The organism is Mycoplana sp. MJR14 (assembly GCF_029210525.1).
Lineage (GTDB): Bacteria > Pseudomonadota > Alphaproteobacteria > Rhizobiales > Rhizobiaceae > Mycoplana.
In genome coordinates this window covers 1-21,514 of sequence record NZ_JARGEO010000020.1, presented here as the reverse complement: position 1 = coordinate 21,514, position 21,514 = coordinate 1, and the positions used below count along the sequence as shown (strand labels likewise).

Below are 21,514 nucleotides of genomic sequence, written 5' to 3'. Positions count from 1 at the left end.
TATGGTCGACCTCGCCGTCTTTGCGGATGCGAACGGGAGGCTACGATTTCCATGCGCCATCACATCCTGATCCTGGTCGAAAATCTGCCGGTCCCGTTCGATCGCCGCGTGTGGCAGGAGGCACAGGCCCTGAACGACGCCGGATACGAGGTCTCGGTGATCTGTCCGACCGGAAGGGGGCACGACAAGACCTACGAGGTGATCAACGGCATCCACATCTATCGCCACAGGCTCAAGGAAGCGGTCACCGCAGCCGGATACATGCGGGAATACTTCCTGGCGCTCGTTCACCAGATCCGCCTGTCGTTCCGCGTCCGCCGCCGGCAACGGATCGATGTCATCCAGGCGTGCAATCCGCCGGATCTTCTTTTCATGGTGGCGATGATCCACAAGCTGCTCTTCGGGACTTACTTCGTGTTCGACCATCACGACCTGAGCCCGGAGCTCTACGTCAGCAAGTTCGGCCGCAGGGACCTCTTCTACAGGCTCCTCTGCTTCTTCGAGAAACAGACCTTCCGGATGGCCGATGCCAGCATCGCGACCAACGAGACGTTCCGCGACATCGCCCTTGCCCGCGGCGGGATGCCGCCCGACCGCGTCGTGGTGGTCAAGAGCTACCCCGAGGCATCGCGGTTCCGCCCGACCGAAGCCGAGCAGTCGCTGGTCGTGCCCGGCAAGCACCTGATCGGCTATATCGGCATCATGGGCGAGCAGGACGGCGTCGAGACCCTGGTGCGGGCCTTCGCGGAGATCCTGCACGTGCGCAAGCGCAGCGACGTCAATTGCCTCATCATCGGCGACGGCCCGGAGCTCGACCGGCTGAAGGCGATGACGGCGGCGCTGGGGCTCGACGGTCCGCTGCAGTTCACCGGCTATCTCAGCGGCCCGCCGCTGCTGTCGCATCTTTCGGCCTTCGACGTCGGCATCATCCCGGATCCGCCGGGCGAGCTCAACGACAAGCTGTCGATGAACAAGGTGTTCGAATACATGATGCTCGGGCTGCCGATCGTGCAGTTCAACCTTCCCCAGGCGACGCGGGAGGCGGGCAATGCCGCGCTCGTGGTGTCCGAGCATTCGCCGCAGGCGCTCGCCGACGGCATCCTCGCTTTGATCGACGACCCCGAGCGGCGCAAGACCATGAGCGTGACCGGGCGGGCGGTGGCCGAGCGCGAATTTCGCTGGACGGGCGAGGCCCGCCGATACCTCGGGGCCTACAACGCCCTGTTCAGCCGGAGCCTGGACGTCAATGATCAGCGTCATTATCCCGCATCTTGACCAGCCGGAGGCCTTGCGGTCCTGCCTCGCCTCGCTCAGCGCCCAGAGCGGGCTGCAGCAGGCGGTCGAGATCATCGTCGTCGACAACGGCTCCCGGGTCTCTCCCGCCGAAATCTGCGCCGCCTTCCCTAACGTCACCCTCATGTCGCAGCTGGTGCCGGGGCCGGGGCCGGCGCGCAATCTCGGTGTCTCGAACGCGAAAGGCGACATCCTCGCCTTCATCGACGCCGACTGCATCGCCGGCAGCGGCTGGCTTGCCGAGATCGCGCGCTGCTTCGAGGCACATCCGGACTACGCGATCCTGGGCGGCGACGTGCGGATCGCCTGCCGCGATCCGCACAGGCTGACGTTGCTGGAGGCCTATGAGAGCGTGTTCGCCTACCGCATGAAGGAGTACATCGCCAAGCAGGGCTTCACCGGCACCGGCAACCTGGCGGTGCGCGCGGATGTCTTTGCCGCCGTCGGGCCGTTCGGCGGCATCGAGATCGCCGAGGATCGCGACTGGGGGCAGCGGGCGCTGCGGCTCGGCCACCGCACCCACTACCTCCCCGCCATGATCGTCTATCACCCGGCCCGCAAGACGCTTGCCGAACTCGCCCAGAAATGGGAGCGACACACGGCGCACGATTTCGTGCGGATCCAGTCGCAGCGCGGGTGGCGGCTGCGCTGGCTTCTGCGCAGCCTGGCCGTGGCACTCTCGCCGGCCGCCGAACTGCTCAGGATCGGCCGGACCGACCGGCTGAAGGGCTGGCGCTCGCGCGCCCTTGCCTTCCTCGGCGTCGTGTTCATCCGCTGCTACAGGTTCTGGATGATGCTCGCACTCGCCTTCGGCGCCAGCGCGCCGGCGTGGAGCGGTCGCTGGAACCGGGCATAGGCCTTCGTCGACGTCTCCGCCGACACCTGGCGGGTTCGCGCCGACGGACTGCCCCGAGGCACGAGGCGATCCGTGTTTGCGAACCGGCTGGCTTCTTCAGCCGAGGGTCTTTGCCACGCAGGCCGCGATCATCGACAACGAGACGGCGCCTGCATCCGGATGGCCGATGCTTCTTTCGGCCAGGGGACGGGCGCGCCCGAGCTTCGGCGTCAGCTGCGCCGTGGCATCGGCGGCAGCCTTGGATGCCGCCGCCGCATCGGCCCAGGCGGCCGGCAGCGGCTTGCCGGCGGCGAAGGACGCCTCCAGCGTCTCCACGAAGGGCACCAGCGCATCCACCAGAGTCTTGTCGCCAACCCTGGCGCCGCCGAGGCTCGAGACGCTGCCGAGCGCCAGGCGGGCGCCCCTGACGACGGCCGCGCCATCGGCCGGCGCATCGTCGTCGAGCGCGCTGCTCCAGGACCGCAGCAGCAGGCCCCAGATCGCGCCGGAGGTTCCGCCCGCGCGATCGGCCCAGGCGTCGCCGGCGGCGGCGAGCACGCTCGCCGTTCCGGCGCCGGCAGCGCTCGCGGCCCTTGCGGCCTCGAGGGCAGCCGCCGAACCGCGGGACATGCCCTGGCCATGGTCGCCGTCGCCGGCGCGCGCGTCGATGCGGCCGAGTTCGGCCTCGGCATCGTGCAGCATGGCGGCGATCCCGGCGAAGAGGCCGGCGATGCAGGCGCCGCCGCGCCTGCCCTCTTCCGATGCCGCCGGATAGCTTGACGGGCCGTCCTCGTTCACGAGGACATCGGTGGCCGGTTCGGTGGCGATCGCGGCACCGCGGCGGAGAACCGGGCTGTCGCAGGGCGCGGTCCAGTAGGTTTCCAGCTCCTCGTCGAGCCAGAGCAGCGTCAGCGAGCAGCCCTGCATGTCGAGACTGGTGACGTATTCGCCGGCCTCCGGCGCGACGACCGCAAGCCCTGCCTTTTCCAGGCGGGCTGCCACCTCCGTCCAGAGCACGAACAGTTCCTCGTACTTGGTGGAGCCGAGGCCGTTCAGGACGGCGCCGACGCGCTTGGTGCCGGCCGGGCGTTCGGCGAGCAGCTTGTCCGTCAGGAGTGTCGCGAGGTCGGCGGCGGAGACGATCGCTTCCTCGGAGATGCCCGGCTCGCCGTGGATGCCGAGACCGAGGGCCATCTTACCCTTCGGCACGGTGAAGAGCGGCTGGCCGGCACCCGGCAGCGTGCAGCCGTCGAAGGCGACGCCGAAGGAGGCGGTGCGGGCGTTGGCATGGCGGGCGATCCGCTCGACTTCGTCGAGCGGCAGGCCGGCTTCGGCAGCCGCACCTGCGATCTTGAAGACCACGAGGTCTCCGGCGATGCCGCGGCGCTTCGCCGGCGTATCGGCCGGGGCGCTGGCGACATCGTCCGTCACCGGAACGATGCGGACGTCGATGCCCTCGGCGCGCAGGCGCTCCGCCGCGACGCCGAAGTTCAGCACGTCGCCGGCGTAGTTGCCGAAGCCGAGCAGGATGCCGCCACCGTGATCGGCCTGGCGGCAGACACGGGCAACCGCGGCCGTCGAGGGCGAGGCGAAGACGTCGCCGGCGACCGCCGCGTCGGCCAGTCCCGGACCGACATAGCCTGCAAAGGCCGGATAGTGGCCGGAGCCGCCGCCGATGACGACGGCGACCTTGCCTTTCGGCACGGAGGTCGAGCGGACCACCCCGCCCTTCACGAGGCGGACGAAGCGGCTATGGAGAGCTGCGAAGCCGGCCAGCGCGGTCGTGGCAAACTCTTCCGGGGCGTCGAAAATCGTCGTCATGGGCGAAGTCCTCGTCAGCGCGGCAGGATGCGCCGCAGGTAGTTGCGGTTGGTGGCGGCGACCGACAGGCCGTCGCCGCCGTAGTGTTCGCAGAGGAAGGGGCTCGAGAAACCGTGCGCAAGCGCCATGCGGATGGCGGCGCGATAGTCGATGATGCCCGATTCCAGCGGCGCGGGGTGGGTCATGATCACGCCGGACGCCGGATCCTCCATGCGGGTGTAGTTCTTGACGTGCCAGAACTTCGCATAGGGCGCAACCTTCGCCATCATCTGCTGCCAGTGCTCGACCGGGCGATGCAGGCGGATCAGGTTGCCGAGATCGGCGTTGATCCCGACATTGGCGAGCCCGACCTCCTCGACGAAGCGCACCGAACTGTCGGCGGTGCCGAGATAGGTGTCCTCGTACATTTCGAGCGAAACTTCGATGCCGAGCTCCTCGGCATGGCGGCCGAGGTCGCGGATGCGCGAGACCGCCTTCTGCCAGACGGCCGGGTCATCCGGGTTCCTTGCTCCGTCGACCGTCCAGAACCACAGGGCCTTCTTCTGCGCCTCGGTGAGCGGTTCGAACAGCCCGAAGGAGACGGCGCTCGCGCCGATCGCTCTTGCGGTATCGATGACGCGATGGCCGTAGGCCAGGTATTCGTCGCCATGCTCGGCGTCGATCACGCTGCGCCGGGACGTGGAGATCGCGGGGATCGAAAGCCCCAGCGACCGCGTCAGGGCCATGAAGCTCTCCAGCCGCGACGGCGTCAGGTCGGCGAGCCGCAGCCAGCTGTCGGTCGGATCGAGCTCGGTGAAGCCGGCCTCGACGACGTCGGCCAGCGTTACCGCCCACTCCTCGACGGACTGATCCTGGACGGAGCGGCCGTCCGGCAGACGGTTCGGATACTGGATCATGGCGGCCGCGATCGGCCAGGTCTCGTTGTTCCACTTTCGTGGCGTCGCGTTCATGGAACCCTCCTCGTTTTCTTGGGATCGGCAGGCGGCCGGTCAGACGGCCGGCTTGCCGCCGTGATCGATTTGGCCCGGATCGTCCCGGCGGCCGCGCGCCAGCCCGACCAGCCAGAAGGCGAGTGGCGACAAGAGCAGCGCCAGCCCGACCAGCATCAGGGCGGTCACCAGCCCGTTCGACCAGAAGATGGACAGGCTGCCGCCGGACATCAGCATCGACTGCCGGAAGGCATCCTCGGCCTTGTCGCCCAGCACCATCGCCAGGACCAGCGGCGCCAGCGGATAGTCGAGCTTCTTGAAGACGTAGCCCAGCACGCCGAAGGCCAGCACCAGCCACATGTCGGAGATCGCGTTGCCGACCTGGTAGGCGCCGGAAAGGATGACGGCGACGATGACCGGGCCGATGATCGAGAACGGGATCCTGAGGATCGAGGCGTAGAGCGGCACGGTGGCGATGACCAGGACCACGGCGACGATGTTGCCGAGATACATGGAGGCGATCAGGCCCCAGACGAAATCCGGCCGATCGGTGAAGAGGGTGGGGCCGGGGGTCAGGCCCCAGATCATCAGCCCGCCCATCATCACCGCCGCCGTCGCCGACCCGGGAACGCCCAGCGCCAGCATCGGCAGGAGCGCGGAGGTGCCGGCGGAGTGGTCGGCCGTCTCCGGCGCCACGATGCCGCGCGGGTCGCCCTTGCCGAATTGCGACTTGTCGCGGGCCGAGCGGCGGGCGACGCCGTAGCTCATGAAGGAGGCGGCCGTCGGCCCTGCCGGCGTGATGCCCATCCAGATCCCGATCAGCGTGGAGCGCGCGATGGTGAACCAGTAACGCGGCATCTCGATCAGCGTGCGGCCGATCTCGACGAGGCGGACGCGCGCCCTGATGCCCTCGAAGCGCAGGCCCTCCTCGGTGGTCAGCAGCAGCTCGCCGATGCCGAAGAGCCCCATGACCGCGATCAGGAACGAGACGCCCTTGATCAGCTCGGGGATGTCGAAGGTCAGGCGCAGGTTGCCGGAGATCGTGTCCATGCCGACCGAGGCGAGCGCGAAGCCGATCATCATCGACACCAGGGTCTTGAACGGAGACTGGGCGCCCATCGAGATGAAGCTGGCGAAGGCGAGGAAATAGACCGCGAAATATTCCGGCGAGGAGAAGCGCAGCGCGAAGTTCGCCACCCAGCCCGACAGAAGCGTGATCATGACGACGCCGGCGAGGGCGCCGAGGCCGGCGGAGACGAAGGCGAGCGTGAGCGCGCGGCTCGCCTGGCCCTGCTTCGCCATGGGGTAGCCGTCGAAGGTGGTGGCGACGGACGAAGGCTCACCGGGGATGTTGAAGATGATCGACGTCGTCGAGCCGCCGAAGAGCGCGCCCCAGTACATGCAGGAAAGCAGGATGATCGCGGAGATCGGATCCATCGAGAAGGTGAGCGGGAGGAGCAGGGAAACGCCGTTGGGGGCGCCGAGACCGGGCAACACGCCCACCAGGATCCCGAGGGTGACGCCCAGCATCATCAGCAGGATGTGGTTCCAGCTCAGGACGTGGGCGAACCCGTCCATCAGAAGTCCGATGTTTTCCATGTCTTTCCTCCAAAGACAGCCGGCGCGGGGATCAGTAGATCCCGAACCACGCCTCGACCGGCCCCTTCAGCAGAGGAACCTTGAAGCCGATTTCGAAAATGACGAAGAAGAAGAGCGAGACGGCGATGCCGACGGGCAGGCCGATCCACCATCGGTAGCGGCCCTGGAAGATCATCGTGCCGGCGATGTAGAGTGCGGTGCCGACATAGAGACCGAGAAAGGTCGATGCGGCCGCGAACGCGACGAGCGGCAGGAAGAAGCCGAGTACTGCCTTGAAGCGGTCCGCATCGACGAAGATCTCGCCGCTGCCGCGATGCTTGAGGAGGGCCTGCGCGAGGTTGACGAGGCTTCCGAAGACGATCAGCAGGCCTATATAGAAGGGGAAGTAGCCGGCATCCGGGCCCATGTCGGTCCAGCCGGCGCCCGCCTCGATGGAGCCGTAGCACACGGCAACGCCGAAGGCGCCGGTCAAGAGGGCGACGCCTGCCTCCATCACGAAGCGAGGCAGTCCCTTTTCACCATGTTCTTGCATCGATCGAGCCTTTCGAAAGGGTTGCGGACGCCCGCGGGCGTCCGCACTGACCTTGGGAGGATCAGTTGGCCAGCCAGCCTTCGCGCTTCAGCACTTCGCTGACGGAGGTCTCGTCGCTCTTGATGAACGTGGTCAGCTGCTCTCCGCTCATATAGGCCGGAGACTGCGAGGTGTCAGCGAGATACTTGGCCCATTCCGGCGTTTCGGACACCTTCTTCAGGACCTCGGAATAGAACTGGACGACGTCCGGCTCCACGCCGGCCGGCAGCCAGACGGTGCGCGGCATCGAGTAGTTGTCGATGGCGATGCCACCTTCCTTGCAGGTCGGGATGTCGGACCAGCCCTTGTCGCCGGCGACCTTGGCATCGTTCTTCAGCTTCTCGGACTTGAACACGCAGAGCGGCTTGACCATGCCCGCCTGCCACTGACCGAGGTTCTCGCTCGGATTGTTGACGTTGGCGGCGATGTGATCGCCGGCAAGCTGCACGGCCGCCTCGCCGCCGCTCTTGAAAGGAATGTAGCCGAGCTTGGCGCCGGATGCGTCGTTGATCATCGAGGTCAGGATCTGGTCGACATCCTTCGACTGGCTGCCGCCGACCTTCATGTCCGACGTCTCCTTCGCCTTTGCGACGAAATCCGCGGCCGTGTTGAATTCCGACTTGCCGTTGACCCAGAGAACGAACTCGTCGGCTGCGAGCGCCGAGACCGGAACGAGGTCTTCCGCCTTGTAGGGCACCTTGGCGCGGATCGGCAGCAGGTAGGCGTTGTTGGTGCCGAAGGCCAGCTTGTGGGCATCGCCCTTGTATCCGGCGGTATAGACGAAGCCTTCCGCGCCGCCAGCGCTGCCCTTGTTGGTGACGACGACCGGCGCCTTCATCAGCTCATACTTGGCGATGATCGCCTGGATGGTGCGGGCGAAGATGTCCGTGCCGCCGCCGGGGCCGGCGGTCACGATGAATTCGACCGGGCGGCTGGGCTCGAAGGCATGGGCGGGGGCGACAGCCCCGAAGGCAGCCGCGACGACGCATGCGAGGGACAGGCTTCTTTTCATAGTCAACTCCTCCGTTCGACGATACGGCACGAGACCTCCTCCATGCCGCTATTGATGAAAACCGATGTAAATCAGGCGGCGGCGGAAATCGCCGACGCGCGCTTGGCCATGCGGGCGGCAAGCAGGATCGCCTCGCGGCTGGCGCCGACGTCCGCGATCCCCTTGCCGGCAATGTCGTAGGCCGTGCCGTGGGCCGGGGTGCAGAGCGGGAAGGGCAGGCCGCCCATCATCGTGACCCCCTTGTCGAAGCCCATGAGCTTCATCGCGATCTGGCCCTGGTCGTGATACATGGTCAGGACCGCCTGGAAACCCTCCTTCAGGGCGCGCAGGAACACGGTGTCGGCCGGGAACGGCCCGTCGACATCGTATCCCCGGGCCTTCGCCGCCGCGACGGCCGGCTCGATGATGTCGATCTCTTCCATGCCGAAGCTGCCGCCGTCGCCCGCATGCGGGTTGATGCCGGCAACGGCGATCTTCGGATTGTCGTATCCGGCATTCTTCAGGCAGGCCTGCGCCAGCTCGAGCTCGCCGAGGATGCCCTCGACGGAGATGGCGGAGGCGACTTCCGAAAGCGGGATGTGCGAGGTGACGCGCGCGTTCCAGACCTTCTCCAGGACGTTGAACTCCCGAACCTTGCCTTCGAAACCGAGCACGTCGGCCACGAAGCGGATCTCGTCGTCATAGCCGGGGTAGGCGAAGCGCATGGCCTTCTTGTTGAAGGGCGTGAAGCAGACCGCCTGCGCGCCGCCGCGATGGGCGAGCTTCAGCGCCTCGCGGAAGTTGTGGGTGGCGAACGTGCCGCCGGCCAGGGTCGCCTCCCCGCGCGTCACGTCCGCCGGATCGAGGTTCTTCAGGTCCACGAAGACATGGCGATCGGTGCCGGCCTTGTCGACGCCGTCGAGGGTGGCGCTTTCCAGCGCGAGCGTCAGGCCTGCGGCCTTCGCACCCTCGTCGAGGATGCGGCGATCACCGATGGCAATGATGTGGGCGGCGGCGCGGACTTCGTCGAGGGCAAGAATGCGCGCCGTGAGCTCGGGGCTGATTCCGGCCGGGTCGCCCATGGCGAGCGCGATAACGGGACGCGCGTCTGCGCCGTTCGTTGTCATGATGATGTTCCTCCTCGTCATGCCTGTGACGGCAGACATAGGCCATTCAAAACTCTGCATCAAGTCTTTTGTATTCTGCATGCAGCATTTTTCGTTGACGCGGCTCGGCGCTATTGCCATGGTCGGGCGGTCGTGCTGGAGAATCGCTGACGCGCGTCAGGTCGCGGAGCAGACACGGTGGAAAGACAACAGATGGACGAAATCAGTACCTTGGACCGGCCGGCCTCTAGCGGTCCCGGCCCGATCCGCCGCACCGCCCTGCACGACACGCTCGTCAACCACCTGCGCGACATGATCATCGAGGGCCACCTCGAGCCGGGGACGCGCCTGCACGAGGGCCAGCTCGGCGAACAGCTCGGCGTCTCGCGCACGCCGCTGCGCGAGGCGATCAAGTACCTGGCAAGCGAGGGACTGGTCGAGCTGGTGCCCAGTCGCGGGGCTGTCGTGAAGCGGTTCAGCGGCAAGGACGTCCAGGACATGCTGGCCGTCCTGCGCAACCTCGAGGAACTGGCCGGCAAGCTCGCCTGCCAGCTGGCGAGCGACGCCGAGATCGCCCATGTCCGCGCCCTGCACGACGAGATGGTTCGACGCTACAAGGCGGCGGACCGGCTGCAGTACTACAAGCTGAACCAGGACATTCACACGGCGATCGTGCGGCTGGCGCAGAACGCCACGCTGGCCGACATGCACCAGATGCTCCAGACCCGGCTGAAGCGTATCCGCTTCATCGGCCACGAGGGAGCAGAGAAATGGGCCGCCGCCGTCGCCGAGCACGAAGAGATGATCTCGGCGCTCGAGGCCCGCGACGCGGCGCGGCTGTCGGACGTCTTGGGGCGCCATCTGGCGAACGCCTGGGAACGGGTCCGCAGCGCCATCTGATTAAAGGCAACTACGATCTCAGCGGAGCTTCGGCAGAAGCGCCGTCAATGCGCGGGCGACCGTTTCCCGGCTATAGGGCTTCCTGACGATGGGCACGTCGGCGAGGTTGTCAGGAAGTTCGGCGCCTTCGCCGTAGCCCGTGGCGAAGACGAAGGGGATGCCCCTTGCGCGCAGGGCCTCCGCCACCGGGAAAGAGGTGGTCGCGCCGAGATTGATGTCCAGCACGGCAAGGTCCGGCGGCGAGGCGTCGATCTGCTGGAGGCCCTGGCGAACCGAATTGGCGGCAAACACCCGGGTAATGCCCTCCTCTTCCAGCATCGATTCCAGATCCAGCGCGATCAGCATCTGGTCCTCGACGACGAGGATGGCGGGATCTGCCTGCCGCAGGCTCGCTCCGGCACCCGACCGGCTCGCCTGGCCGTCGCCCGCGTCCCTGGCGTAGCGCGGCATCTGCCTGACGTGCAGCGGCGGGATCAGGAAACGTGCCACGAGACCCGACGGCGGGAAGGCGATGGTGCTTTCGCCGTTGAGGTCGTAGGGCACGCTGCGCTCGATGAGCGCACTGCCGAAGCCCCTGAGGGCGGGAACGGAGACGATCGGGCCATTGCTCTCCGACCAGACGATTTCGCAGCCGGCTCCGTACTCAATGCTCCAGCGGACCTGGAGCGCTCCCTCCGGGGCGGAGAGCGATCCGTACTTCGCCGCATTGGTGGCCAGTTCGTGGAACACCAGCGCCATGACCGAAAAGGCCCGGCTGTCGATCCAGACGTCCGGCCCGTCGAACGCGACCGTCCGTCCGCCGGACATGTGGGGCTTGAGTTCGGCCTGCAGCAGATCGGCGAGGATGCCGCCGCCGTCTCCGCGAACCACCTGGTCGTGGGCGACCGACAGGGCCTCGATGCGGCCCTGCAGGTTCGACACATAGGTCTCGATCGTATCCTTGTGCCGCTGTGGCCCGGTCACCAGCGACTTGATCACGGCCAGGATGTTCTTGACGCGATGGCTCAGTTCCTGATTGAGCATCCTCTGGCGGACTTCCGACTTCTGGCGCTCGCCCGCCATCAGTTCGTTGTGGCGCAGGACGACCTCGACGATCGCCACCCGCGCGATCTCCGCGATCTCGCGCTCGGCTTCGGTCCACGGCTCGGACCGCTGCTCCACCGTCTCCTTCCAGATGGCAAAGCTCTTGCGCGGCGTCAGCCGGTCGCCGTGCGGTCCGGTGTCATACGTCTTGTCCGGGTTGCCCGCCCAGTTCAGCGTATGCACCCATTCCTTCCGGAAGAAGAGGAGGCAGTCCGAGCCGGTCTGCGACAGCGGTATGGCCAGCATCCCCGATACCCTCTCGCTGTAGTCAGCGGATGCGGGCAGCTTCTGGGACAGCGCATGCGTCGCCCAGATCCGCCCTGCGCAGACGGGCCCGACAAAGCGCAGCAGCTCCGGCAGCGCCTCCTCGGGCGGCACCGATCCCTGGGCGGTCCAGGTTCCGTCGAACATCACGCCGATGCCGTCGTTCGGCAGGAGTATCGAGAACTCGGCCAGGCTCTGCCGCAGCAACTCGCCGACGTTCTCGTGATGCGAGGACAGGATGAGAAAACGGTCGAGCGCCTGCCGCGTGCCGGTCACCGCCGCGATGCGCCGCCTTTCCTTCAACGAGGTCAGGCGCAGCGAGAAGAACTCCCCGAACACCTCCATGGCCACGCGCTGGGCCATGGGAAGCGCCCGCGGCGAATAGTGATGGCAGGCGATCAGGCCCCACAATTGCCCGTCGACGATGACGGAGATCGACATCGACGCCGCCACGCCCATGTTGCGCAGGTACTCGCAATGAATCGGCGAGACGCTGCGCAGGTGGGCGAAGCTCATGTCGAGCGGCTCGCCGGAGGCGTCGAGCACCGGCTCGACGGGCACCCGCTCGCCGCCGGCATCGGAAATGACGCGGATCGTGTTCTTCAGGTACAGCGCCCGCGCCTGCTGCGGGATGTCGCTCGCCGGAAAGTACTGTCCGAGGAAGCTCTCGAGGTCCGCGCGCTTCGCCTCGCTGACGACCTTGCCCGATCCGTCCTGCTCGAACCTGTAGATCATCACCCGGTCGTAGCCGGTGGTGGCGGCGACGATGCGCGCCGTCTTCGCCACCAGCCCGTCGACATCCGCGATGTCGGCAATCCGGCCTATCATTTCCCTGACGATATGCAGCGGCTGCTCGCTTTCGGGCGCCGGCTCGAATTCGATGATGGCGGTCGACTTGTGCTGGTGGACGGCCACGTCGAACCGGCGGCCGCCTGTCGTCGCTCCCATCATGAGCGCCGGGCGCGACGCCACATTGGCGGTTGCCAGCGCATTGCGAAGATCGTGCACCAGCGCACTGTCCAGGACCTCGGCAAGCCGCAGCCCGCCCAGGTCGCCGCCATGGCCGAGCATCGCGGCGGCGTTTGCGGAGGCGCGCTCGATCCTGGACAACGCGACGTCGCAGGCAAGGAGGCAGCCATGCGGCTGGATGCTGCCCGGAACATGGATGGGCTCGCGATCGCAGGTATCGAGGCTTACGGCTTCATCGGTCGGCGACAACAGCATCTCTCTCACGTGAACTCCGACAGATAGATAGCCAGGCTCGAAAGTCCATGACAATGATGCGCGTCATCGAAGAAAAGGGGCGGCCCGCCCGGACCGCCCCCTTGATCGGATCATCTTGCCGGCGGGTCCGGCTGCGGCCGAACACCTGCCGTCGCCCCGCGTCAGCCTTCGCGTTCGCCGGTGAAGTTCAGCAGCAGCTGGAAGATGTTGACGAAGTTCAGGTACAGCGACAGCGCACCGAACACGGCGAGCTTCTGCTGGGATTCCTGGTCGAAGTTGTCGGCATACTGCTCCTTGATGTTCTGCGTATCCCAGGCGGTCAGGCCGACGAAGACGACGATGCCGATGACCGAGATGGCGAACTGCAGGGCGCTCGAGCCGAGGAAGATGTTGACGATCGAGGCGATGACGACGCCGATCAGGCCCATGATCAGGAACGATCCGAACCGGGACAGGTCACGCTTGGTGACATAGCCGTAGAGGCTGGTGGCGCCGAACATGGTCGCGGCAATGAAGAAGGTCCGCGCGATGCTGGCGCCGGTGAAGACCAGGAACACCGAGGCGAGCGACAGTCCCATCACGGCACAGAAGGCCCAGAACGTCATCTGCGCGGCGGACGCCGACATGGTCTGGATGCGGAACGAGAAGAAGAAGACGAAGGCCAGCGGCGCCAGCATCACCACCCATTTCAGCGGCGACGAAAAGATCGGCACATAGAGCGCCGGCGTCGTGCCGACGATGAAGGCGACGAGGCCGGTGACGACGAGCCCGAGGCCCATGTAATTGTAGACGCGCAGCATGTGCTGGCGCAGGCCCTCATCGAAGGCGGCCGCGGAAATCTGGCTGTGACCGCCGAAGCGGCTCTGGTTGGGATACATGTCGGTCTCCTTTGACAATCAGTAGAGGGAGTTCTTCAGAAGTTCGGCCTCGTCGGCGAGGCCGGTCTCGGGCGTGCTGGACACGACCGCATAGGCCACGTCACCGATCTGCCACCAGGCGGCCTCGGCGTCCTTGAGGTTGAGATCGGTCACCGGCTCGACCGCGAAATGGCCGGGTCGGACGGCAAACAGCGAAATCCGGGTGCCATCGGCGGTGCCGATGCTGACCTCGACGCTCGGCCCGTAGCCGGACGGGAAGATCTGCACGTCTCCAACCGTCCAGCCGACCGGCAGCTCCGGCATGACGATCGCCGTCGCCGCCCGAATGTCCTCGCGGTCATAGGTCTTCGCCTGCGTCTGCGACGGCATGCCCTTTCGCACGAGCGCCGTCTGATGCGCGCGCACCGCCTGCTCGACGAAGGCGGGCGGAGGAACGGAGGCGTTCACCTCGCGCATGGCCAGCGGACCGAACGACGAATGGGCGACCCAGCCGGCGGAAACGAGCAGCGCGACGGCGGCCACCCGCCGGATCGCCATCCACATGCGCAGCCCCGCAAGGCCGGCGGACAGGTGGCGGGCAGCCTCGCGGGTTTCGGGCCGTCCGGTCACGACGTCCGCCGCCACGGCAAGCCGCAGGGTCGTTCGCATGCCGAGATCGGCCATGACCCGGGCGGCGACATCCGGATGGCGGGCCAGATAGGTCTCGACCCTGAGGCGGCCGTCGGCATCGAGCTGGTTGTCCACGTAGGCGTCGAGATCGGCATCGAGAATGGTGGCGGTGTCAGTCATCGCTGTCTCCCACGAGCCTCAGATGATGGGGCTGCCCCGGATTCTCCTCGAAGGCGCGCAGCCGTGCGCGTGCCCGCGAGACGCGCGACATCAGGGTTCCCACAGGCACGCCGAGCACCTCGGCCGCCTCCTGGTAGGACAGGTCCTCCACGGCCACGAGATGCAGCGCCTCGCGCTGTTCTTCCGGCAGTTCGAGAAACGCCTCCCGGACCTGGCGCAACCGGACCGCATGCTCCTGGGTCGCCGGGTATGCCGGCTCGGCCTCCAGCGCTGCCGTATCCTGGCGGCGCCGGCTGGCCAGCGTGGAACGCAGCCGGTCGACATGCGTATTGTGGACGATCGACAGCAACCAGTTGCGAAGATTGCCGCCGCTCCTGAAGGTCGAGCGCCGCTCATAGGCCTTTACCAGGGCGTCATGGACGAGGTCTTCGGCATCCGACGAATTGCGCGCGAGCGAGCGCGCGTAGCGCCGCAGCGCGCCCAGCTGTTCGATGACGTCGAAGGGTCGTCCATTTCGATCCATACCCGCATATACGGAACCAGGACGCGATGTCTTCCATCGCCCGACGAATTATTTCGTGAAGGCCGCGGAACGCGGCGTCGACGCAACCGGCAACGCGACACCGGGTTAACGCGCGCCAGGACTGCATTTTTCAGTGAATAACCTGCCCCTGCGACCTCATTCTCCGGGCATTGGCGTTGACAGCAGACAGATTTATGACAACCATCGACGTAATATTCGATCAATATACGTTACCATCGTTATTTTCGGTGAGTATTGCCGGCCAGTGGCCCGCATTCATCCTTTGGGTGATGGGAATCTGGTTATGTTGCTATAGGCTTAGCCGGCTCAAACGCTTGCCGGACCGGGGCGACAACACGGCAGGCGAACCTCCGACGGCCGCCGCCCTCCCCCAAAAGGCGTAGCCCCTACCCCGCCCGAGGGTACCGTCCTAGCTCAAAGCGGTAGCACTCTTGCCAGCGTCGGGTCGGCCCATGCGGCCGGCGCAGCGAATACCCCGCTATGCAAGATCGTTATTATCGGGTAAATAAGCTATACCTCATACATAATATTCAAGTTTAATAACCGTGAGTGAATGCGAAGTTCGGGGCCTATAAGTATAGTTGGGGCTAGCACGCATTATCCACTGCACCTCTGCGAGACAGAGGGGGATAGTCGTGCGTTGTAGGGAGTAAAAAAGCTATGAACTCGGCAATGGTATCCACCGGCAAGGAAATAGCAGGCAGTCTCATTCATCCCATCGCACTTGATCCTTCCAATCCTTCTCATGCAAAGGTCTTCGAGGGGGTACATGGTGCGAGAGAACGTTCTCTCCTGATCATCGACAATAGAGCACTGGACCGCCAATGCCTTGCCCAGTGTATTTCCGCGCACAAGATCGACATGGACGTCGTCGCGTTCGGCTCCATGGAAGAGTGGAAGCGCAAGCGGCAGGACTATCCCCCGCTCGCAGCCATCCTGCTCAATGTGGGCGGCCGCAAGATCGTTGAGCCCTCCGTCTCCGAGGAGATCAAGAAGCTCGCGGCCGAATTCGAGGCACCGATCATCGTATTGGCGGATACGGACGATCTTGCCCAGATCATGAAAGCCCTGGAGTGCGGAGCCAAGGGCTACATCCCGTCGTCTGTCAGCATCGACGTCTGCATCGAGGCGATCGCGCTGTCGCTTGCCGGCGGCATCTTCGTCCCGGCCAGCAGCGTCTTCGCCATGCGCCAGGTGCTCGAAACCGGCAGCCCGGTGTCCCGGCCCCTCGCGGGCATGTTCACCGCCCGCCAGGCCGAAGTCGTCGAGGCCCTTCGTCGCGGCAAGGCCAACAAGATCATTGCCTATGAGCTGAACCTGCGCGAGAGCACGGTCAAGGTTCATATCCGCAATATCATGAAGAAGGTGAAGGCCACCAACAGGACCGAAGTCGCCTACAAGATCAACGATCTCTTCCCGGTCGACTTCTCCGCCGACACGGCCAGCCGGCTGGAACACTGAAGGCGAGCGGCCCGCGCTTCTGCGCGGCGCCGTCTTCCTTTCCCACTCTTCTGCTGCACCTGTTTCCGGGCTCCCTCGCGGAGCCCGGAACCGTTTTCAGCGGTCAACATGCCTCGTTCTCCGTCCGCTGATCTTTCGGTCCGCCATCCTTACGGCTCGACCGCGGCGATTGACCTATCTGGCACCTGGGGGATTTAGAGCGCCTTCCGCACAGGGCTTCCGCTTCCCGGTTCTGGTCTCCGTTTGCGGCCCCTCGGGGAAAGGGCCGCCCGAAAAGGCCCGCGAGGCCCTCTCGGATTTCTGCGTCTGCGCCCGGCCACCATCGAAACCAGGCGCCTGCCGTCCGTCGATTGCAGGTCCCAAGGGCAGGTCCCGTGCCGGGCATCCCGCTAGAGACCGGTACCCCGGAGCACCACCATCGGCGTTCTGGACAGGATCCAGAGATCCGTGGCGAAGGACATCATGCCGAAATAGCGGGTGTCGTGGATTGCACGTTCCGCGAAACTGCAGCCGTTTCGGACACTGATCTGCCACAGCCCCGTCAGGCCGGGACGCATCTGGAAGTAAGACGTGCCGGGATACTGGGCGCGCTGCTCGGGCAGCATCGGCCGCGGCCCGACCAGGCTCATGTCGCCGCGGAAGACGTTCCACAGCTGCGGCAGCTCATCGAGGGAGTACTTGCGCAGGTAACGGCCGACCCGGGTGATGCGCGGGTCGTCCTTCAGCTTCTGCGTCAGTTCCCACTCGATGCGGGCCGCGGTGTTTTCGGCAAGGTACTCCTGAAGCCGCTGGTCCGCCATCGGCACCATGGTGCGCAGCTTCCAGAGATTGAAGATCCGGCCATCCTTGCCGATGCGCGGCTGGCAGAAGAATGCCGCCTGGCCGTCCAGCCTGACGAGCAGGGACAGTATGCCGACCACGATCAACACGAGAGGAGCGATCGCGAGGGTGAAGAGGATATCGAACAGTCTTTTCGACGACAGGTAGACAGATCGCGAGCCCGATGTCCGGGCCTGTGACGCCGGTTGGGTCGCAAGCCCGAGCGAATAGGGCAGGTGGTCTTTCGACATTATATAGCCTCCGCGTACGCCCGACACAGCCGCAAGCGTCCCGTGCCGTTACGGCACACAAGAAGGCTCGGCGCCGGCAGATCCTGCCGGTCCGGTTGGCTTCAGTTGGTTCGAAGGCGCTTGAGCAAGACTATATTAACCATATGAAATCGCGGCTCAATAAATCCCCGTTAGCCAATTCGATCTAGGTTATCGGGATGATCACCCTGTACGTCGTTCGGTAGTGTTTGGTGAGCGTTTCGGGGTAGGAACGGCACCGACACGGCAGTCGTCGGGCGCTGCTTTGGCCCCGCAGGCGCAAGCGACGGCCACCATGGGGCGAAGGTTCGGGCATCGACGGTTGAAGGCGACGCCGCAGAGTACGAACGCATGGAGGATGGCCGTCACCTCCGGCAGTTTCGATGGCGGAAAACGATCCCGCCTGTCATCCTTCCATCACCCGACGGCCCGTCGAGGGTCCCCTGCCGATGGCGGCCGGGCGGCGCCCGGCCGGAAATGTCGGCGCTCCCGGTTGGCAATGGCCGAGAACGGTAAGGCATAGGGCGAGCGCGACTACCCAAATGGGTTACCGCGCGCCGATTGCGCGAACGCTTCACCCACCATTGACGATCTATCGTGCGATGCGCGGCCGCCGGAGAATGGCTTCCAGGCAATGGGGCCCTCTGGTGTCACGCGTGGATTCGTAATGAATAGCTTGGACTTGCGGTTCTATCTTTCACTGCTGATCAGGCGGCTGCCGCTTGTGCTGGCAATCGCCGTTTCCTTTGCGACGCTGATCGCAGGGGCCGCCTACATGCTGCCGACGAAGTTCCGGGCCAGCTCCAAGATCCTCGTCGAATCGCCGCAGATCCCGTCCGAGCTCGCCCGGTCCTCGGTCGCGATCGGGCCGGCGGAACAGGTGCAGATCCTCCAGCAGCAGATCACCACCCGCGACGACCTGCTCGCGCTCGCCGACAGGTTGAACCTCTATGCCAATGCCGAGGTACCGCCGCTGCCGGAAGACATCGTCGACGACATGCGCTCGCGGATCTCGATCGAGGAGGTGCTCGTCGATTCGCAGGGCCGCAACATGAGCGCGGTCATCTTCGACGTGTCCTTCACGTCGGGCGATCCGGTGCTGGCCGCGCGGGTGGCAAACGAGCTCGCGAACATGATCCTCGCCCGCAACCAGCGCCAGCGGACGGACCGGGCCGGCAGCACGCTGCAGTTCTTCAACCAGGAGGTCGCACGCCTCGGCACGCAGCTGAGCAAGCTGGAGGCCGACATCCTCAAGTTCAAGACCGAGAACAAGGACACGCTGCCGGAAAGCATCGACTTCCGCCGCACCCAGCAAAGCAATCTGCAGGAACGGCTGGTGTCGCTGGAGCGGGAGGAATCCGACCTGCGCTCGCGGCGCATCAATCTGATCGCGACCTACACCAATACCGGGCGCATCTCCGATGCCGCCCCGCTGACGCCGGAACAGCAGATGCTGGCCGATCTCAACCGCGCGCTCGCCGAACAGCTGGCGATCTTCTCCGAAACGAGCCCGAACATCGCCGCGCTGCGGGGCCGCATCGCAGCCCTCCAGGCGAAGCTCTTGGCGCGGGAGCCGAAGGCCCTGGCCGAGGCCAAGACCGATCCGCGGCAGCGCGACGACATGACGTTCGGCCTCGATCTCCAGCTCTCCGACATCGACCAGCGGCTCGAGGCCATTGCACGCGAGCGGGTCTCGACCGCGCAGAGCATCGACGAACTGACCCGGTCGATCACGGCCACGCCCGCCAGCGAGACCGTCCTGACGGCGCTCGAGCGCAACCGGGCCAATGTCCAGACCCAGTATAACGAGGCGATCGCGCGGCGTGCAGAAGCCTCGACGGGCGAACAGATCGAAATGCGATCCGACGGCGGGCGCGTTTCCATCCTCGAAGCCGCCACGCCGCCGCTCGAGCCGGTCAACAAGAAACGGTTGCGGATCATGGCGCTCGGGCCGGTCGCGGGCCTCGGCCTCGGCCTCGGCGTCGCACTCGCGCTCGAAATGCTGAACCGCACCATCCGCCGCCCGGTGGAGCTCGCCAGGCTGCTGCAGACGCAGCCCCTGGCGATCATTCCGGAGATCGCGCCGGCGCGCGGCGGCTCGTCCCCCAGGCGCAAGCGCGGGCTCGCCGCACTCGTCTCCTCAAGCTTCATGGTGCTTGCTTGTCTCGCGGTCACACCCGAGCACCTGGCGCAACTGCTGTTATCGGGAGTGGCCTGACATGCGGTCCAGCCTTGCCATCACCTTCGATCAGTCCGCTGTTGCCGGGAGCTAGGCCATGGAGCAGATACCCGCCCCTCTTCAGGAAGCCATGCGGTTCCGCAATGCCGACCGGCTGGCCGAGCAGACCGTGCAGGCCTGCGCGCGCTTCGAGCAGGAAATGGTCTGGGAGAGCCTTCCCATCCTGGCGGTGAACCCGCAGATTGCCGAACGCGGCCGCATCGTGACGTTCGCGCGGTCAGACCCCGCCCATGTCGCCTTCGACATGCTGCGCACCCGCTTGCTGCAGACGTTGCGCCAGCATGGCTGGACCTCCGTCGCGATCACCTCGCCGACGCCCTCGTGCGGAAAGTCGCTGGTGGCGCTGAACCTGGCCTTCTGCCTCGCCAACCAGAAGGACTGCAATACGGTGCTGATGGACCTGGACCTGAAGCAACCGCAGATCGGCCAGACGCTCGGGGCCAGGAACAGCGGTTCCATGGAAGATCTTCTCAGCGGCAATTGCGAACTGCACGACGTGATGCAGCGCTATGGCGATAATCTTGCGATCGGCATGAACAGCCGCCCGGTCAAGTACTCGGCCGAACTCCTGCAGAGCATGGACGCCGCCAAGGCCCTCAGGGACATGCGAAAGCGGCTGAACCCGCACGTGATCCTCTACGACCTGCCGCCGATGCTCTCGCGCGACGACGTGACCGCGTTCCTGCCGAACGTCGACTGCGCCATTCTCGTGGTCGGGGCCGAAAAGAGCACGATCGAGGAAGTCGACGCCTGCGAACGCGACCTGGCCGAACGATCGAACGTCGCCGGCGTGGTCCTGAACAGATGCCGCTACGGCCCGGGCTATTGAGCGGCCGCAGCCCGCGGGCCAGCGGGACCGGCGGCCCGTCCCGGGCACACCCCCCGTTCCTGTTTTTGGCACTGAACCGCGGCTGCCGAACCACCGGGCGACACCGGCCGGCGCGTCGACTGATTCGCGATTTCGCGCCGGCGCCGGCCGATCCCAATCCATGGAATCGCAGCTGCGGAGACGGGTGGCCGGAGCCTGAAAAACACCCTTGTGATTCGCAGCCGGAGCCCGTTCGACGAAGCCGCGGCAGCGCGAATTGGGGATTGCAGGCGTCGATTCGCCCACTTCTGGATTGCAAAATTGCGATATTCAGAAAAATTTTCGATTCTCGCCTTTTGGGCGAAATTTCGCGCGACTCTCGCAATCGTCAATAAGAATTCCCTAATGTTTTCAGTGTTTGTTGGCGCGTAACAGGTTTCCAAATTCAACTTTTGCGCACAACACCAGGTCGGCGGCTGCCTTAATTTTGGCAGTTCGGATTCTGGCAAATATTTCAAGAATAAGTCCGAACCGAACCAGCTAATGTGGCAGCAATATGGCCACTATAGTGGGCAGTCTTACTGGTTCCGAGGCGTTGCAGCCCCCGGAAAGCTGCACTATTAGTTCTCCCCGTAACGCCGGATTAACCAAAAATATTAACCGGCTTCGCACATAAGTAGTAACCACTCATCTCCAAAGGGTTCAGGGTGGGGAGAAAGGCAAAGTAGCAGTGACAAGCACAATTCGCGATGTAATCAAGGCCGGAGTCCAGGCTGAGACGGCGCATGCCGACTTGATCGGCAATCCCATCAACGAAAATGGCCAGGCTGTAGCTCTGTCGCTTGATAAGCTGCTCGACCTTCTGTCGAGCAAGTTCGATGGGCTGGATGCCGATGCCTATAACGAGCGCGTCAGCAAGCTGATCGACGATTTCGGAAAGAAGGCCTCCGACGACAAGGGCGGCTGGGGCGAGGTCTCGGTGACCGAGAAGACCGGCACCGCGGCCACCAAGGCCGACCTGCAGTCGTCGACCGAGCTGTCCTCCGTCAAGACCGCCGGCGTCACCGACGCCGTCGCCGAAACGCAGCCGG

The 21,514-nt window shown here is 65.3% G+C and carries 18 protein-coding genes; 7 read left to right on the top strand and 11 right to left on the bottom strand.

Annotated elements, in window-relative coordinates; translation table 11 throughout:
• Positions 1-51: 51 nt before the first annotated feature.
• Together P0086_RS24975 and P0086_RS24970 are read left to right on the top strand one after the other, a co-directional pair.
• Positions 52-1,275 carry a glycosyltransferase family 4 protein gene (locus tag P0086_RS24975; RefSeq protein ID WP_275790794.1) on the top strand — a complete coding sequence of 408 codons (1,224 nt, stop codon included), beginning with the start codon at positions 52-54 and terminating at the stop codon, positions 1,273-1,275.
• Complete coding sequence (locus P0086_RS24970; protein ID WP_275790793.1) at positions 1,247-2,149, top strand: glycosyltransferase; 903 nt, start codon at positions 1,247-1,249, stop codon at positions 2,147-2,149. Before P0086_RS24975 ends, P0086_RS24970 begins: the two co-directional genes overlap by 29 nt.
• Positions 2,150-2,245: 96 nt before the next feature.
• Here P0086_RS24970 and P0086_RS24965 read toward each other — a convergent pair whose 3' ends face one another.
• The 6 genes from P0086_RS24965 to P0086_RS24940 form a co-directional block, all read right to left on the bottom strand.
• Positions 2,246-3,949, bottom strand: a complete 1,704-nt coding sequence (locus P0086_RS24965) for a dihydroxyacetone kinase family protein (RefSeq protein ID WP_275790792.1) — start codon at positions 3,947-3,949, stop codon at positions 2,246-2,248.
• A gap of 14 nt (positions 3,950-3,963) precedes the next feature.
• Positions 3,964-4,899, bottom strand: a complete 936-nt coding sequence (locus P0086_RS24960) for a sugar phosphate isomerase/epimerase family protein (protein WP_275790791.1) — start codon at positions 4,897-4,899, stop codon at positions 3,964-3,966.
• 39 nt (positions 4,900-4,938) lie between these two features.
• Complete coding sequence (locus P0086_RS24955) at positions 4,939-6,477, bottom strand: tripartite tricarboxylate transporter permease (RefSeq protein WP_275790790.1); 1,539 nt, start codon at positions 6,475-6,477, stop codon at positions 4,939-4,941.
• 31 nt (positions 6,478-6,508) lie between these two features.
• Positions 6,509-7,009 carry a tripartite tricarboxylate transporter TctB family protein gene (locus tag P0086_RS24950; protein ID WP_148152009.1) on the bottom strand — a complete coding sequence of 167 codons (501 nt, stop codon included), beginning with the start codon at positions 7,007-7,009 and terminating at the stop codon, positions 6,509-6,511.
• Positions 7,010-7,070: 61 nt separating this feature from the next.
• The gene (locus P0086_RS24945) at positions 7,071-8,060 is read right to left on the bottom strand and encodes a tripartite tricarboxylate transporter substrate binding protein (protein WP_112598692.1); all 990 of its coding nucleotides are present in this window, start codon (positions 8,058-8,060) and stop codon (positions 7,071-7,073) included.
• A 71-nt stretch (positions 8,061-8,131) separates the two neighbouring features.
• Positions 8,132-9,166, bottom strand: coding sequence for a 4-hydroxythreonine-4-phosphate dehydrogenase PdxA (locus P0086_RS24940; protein ID WP_112598712.1), 1,035 nt, complete (start codon positions 9,164-9,166; stop codon positions 8,132-8,134).
• 192 nt (positions 9,167-9,358) lie between these two features.
• On the opposite strand from P0086_RS24940, the gene P0086_RS24935 reads away from it, so the two are divergent.
• Positions 9,359-10,045 (top strand): GntR family transcriptional regulator, encoded by a 687-nt coding sequence (locus P0086_RS24935; protein WP_112598690.1) that lies wholly within the window; start codon positions 9,359-9,361, stop codon positions 10,043-10,045.
• Between the two features lie 18 nt (positions 10,046-10,063).
• On the opposite strand, the gene P0086_RS24930 is transcribed toward P0086_RS24935, so the two are convergent.
• The 4 genes from P0086_RS24930 to P0086_RS24915 form a co-directional block, all read right to left on the bottom strand.
• The gene (locus tag P0086_RS24930) at positions 10,064-12,616 is read right to left on the bottom strand and encodes an HWE histidine kinase domain-containing protein (RefSeq protein ID WP_275790801.1); all 2,553 of its coding nucleotides are present in this window, start codon (positions 12,614-12,616) and stop codon (positions 10,064-10,066) included.
• Positions 12,617-12,777: 161 nt separating this feature from the next.
• Complete coding sequence (locus P0086_RS24925) at positions 12,778-13,494, bottom strand: Bax inhibitor-1/YccA family protein (RefSeq protein WP_112598688.1); 717 nt, start codon at positions 13,492-13,494, stop codon at positions 12,778-12,780.
• Positions 13,495-13,512: 18 nt separating this feature from the next.
• Positions 13,513-14,283, bottom strand: coding sequence for an anti-sigma factor (locus P0086_RS24920; RefSeq protein ID WP_112598686.1), 771 nt, complete (start codon positions 14,281-14,283; stop codon positions 13,513-13,515).
• Positions 14,276-14,806 (bottom strand): sigma-70 family RNA polymerase sigma factor, encoded by a 531-nt coding sequence (locus P0086_RS24915; protein WP_275790788.1) that lies wholly within the window; start codon positions 14,804-14,806, stop codon positions 14,276-14,278. Before P0086_RS24915 ends, P0086_RS24920 begins: the two co-directional genes overlap by 8 nt.
• A 681-nt stretch (positions 14,807-15,487) precedes the next feature.
• Between P0086_RS24915 and P0086_RS24910 the strand changes: the two genes are divergently transcribed.
• On the top strand, positions 15,488-16,288 hold the full coding sequence (locus P0086_RS24910; RefSeq protein ID WP_112598683.1) for a response regulator transcription factor: 801 nt from the start codon (positions 15,488-15,490) through the stop codon (positions 16,286-16,288).
• 389 nt (positions 16,289-16,677) lie between these two features.
• Here the strand turns inward: P0086_RS24910 and P0086_RS24905 are convergent, their stop codons facing one another.
• Positions 16,678-17,358: a sugar transferase gene (locus P0086_RS24905; protein WP_275790787.1), complete on the bottom strand. Its 681-nt coding sequence runs from the start codon at positions 17,356-17,358 to the stop codon at positions 16,678-16,680.
• Positions 17,359-18,043: 685 nt separating this feature from the next.
• Here P0086_RS24905 and P0086_RS24900 point away from each other — a divergent pair.
• The 3 genes from P0086_RS24900 to P0086_RS24890 form a co-directional block, all read left to right on the top strand.
• Complete coding sequence (locus P0086_RS24900; protein WP_275790786.1) at positions 18,044-19,594, top strand: lipopolysaccharide biosynthesis protein; 1,551 nt, start codon at positions 18,044-18,046, stop codon at positions 19,592-19,594.
• Between the two features lie 58 nt (positions 19,595-19,652).
• A complete protein-coding gene (locus tag P0086_RS24895) occupies positions 19,653-20,444 on the top strand; it encodes a CpsD/CapB family tyrosine-protein kinase (RefSeq protein WP_275790785.1) in 792 nt (263 codons plus the stop codon).
• Positions 20,445-21,153: 709 nt separating this feature from the next.
• Positions 21,154-21,514: hypothetical protein (locus tag P0086_RS24890; RefSeq protein ID WP_275790783.1), on the top strand; the 361-nt coding region annotated here is incomplete at its 3' end.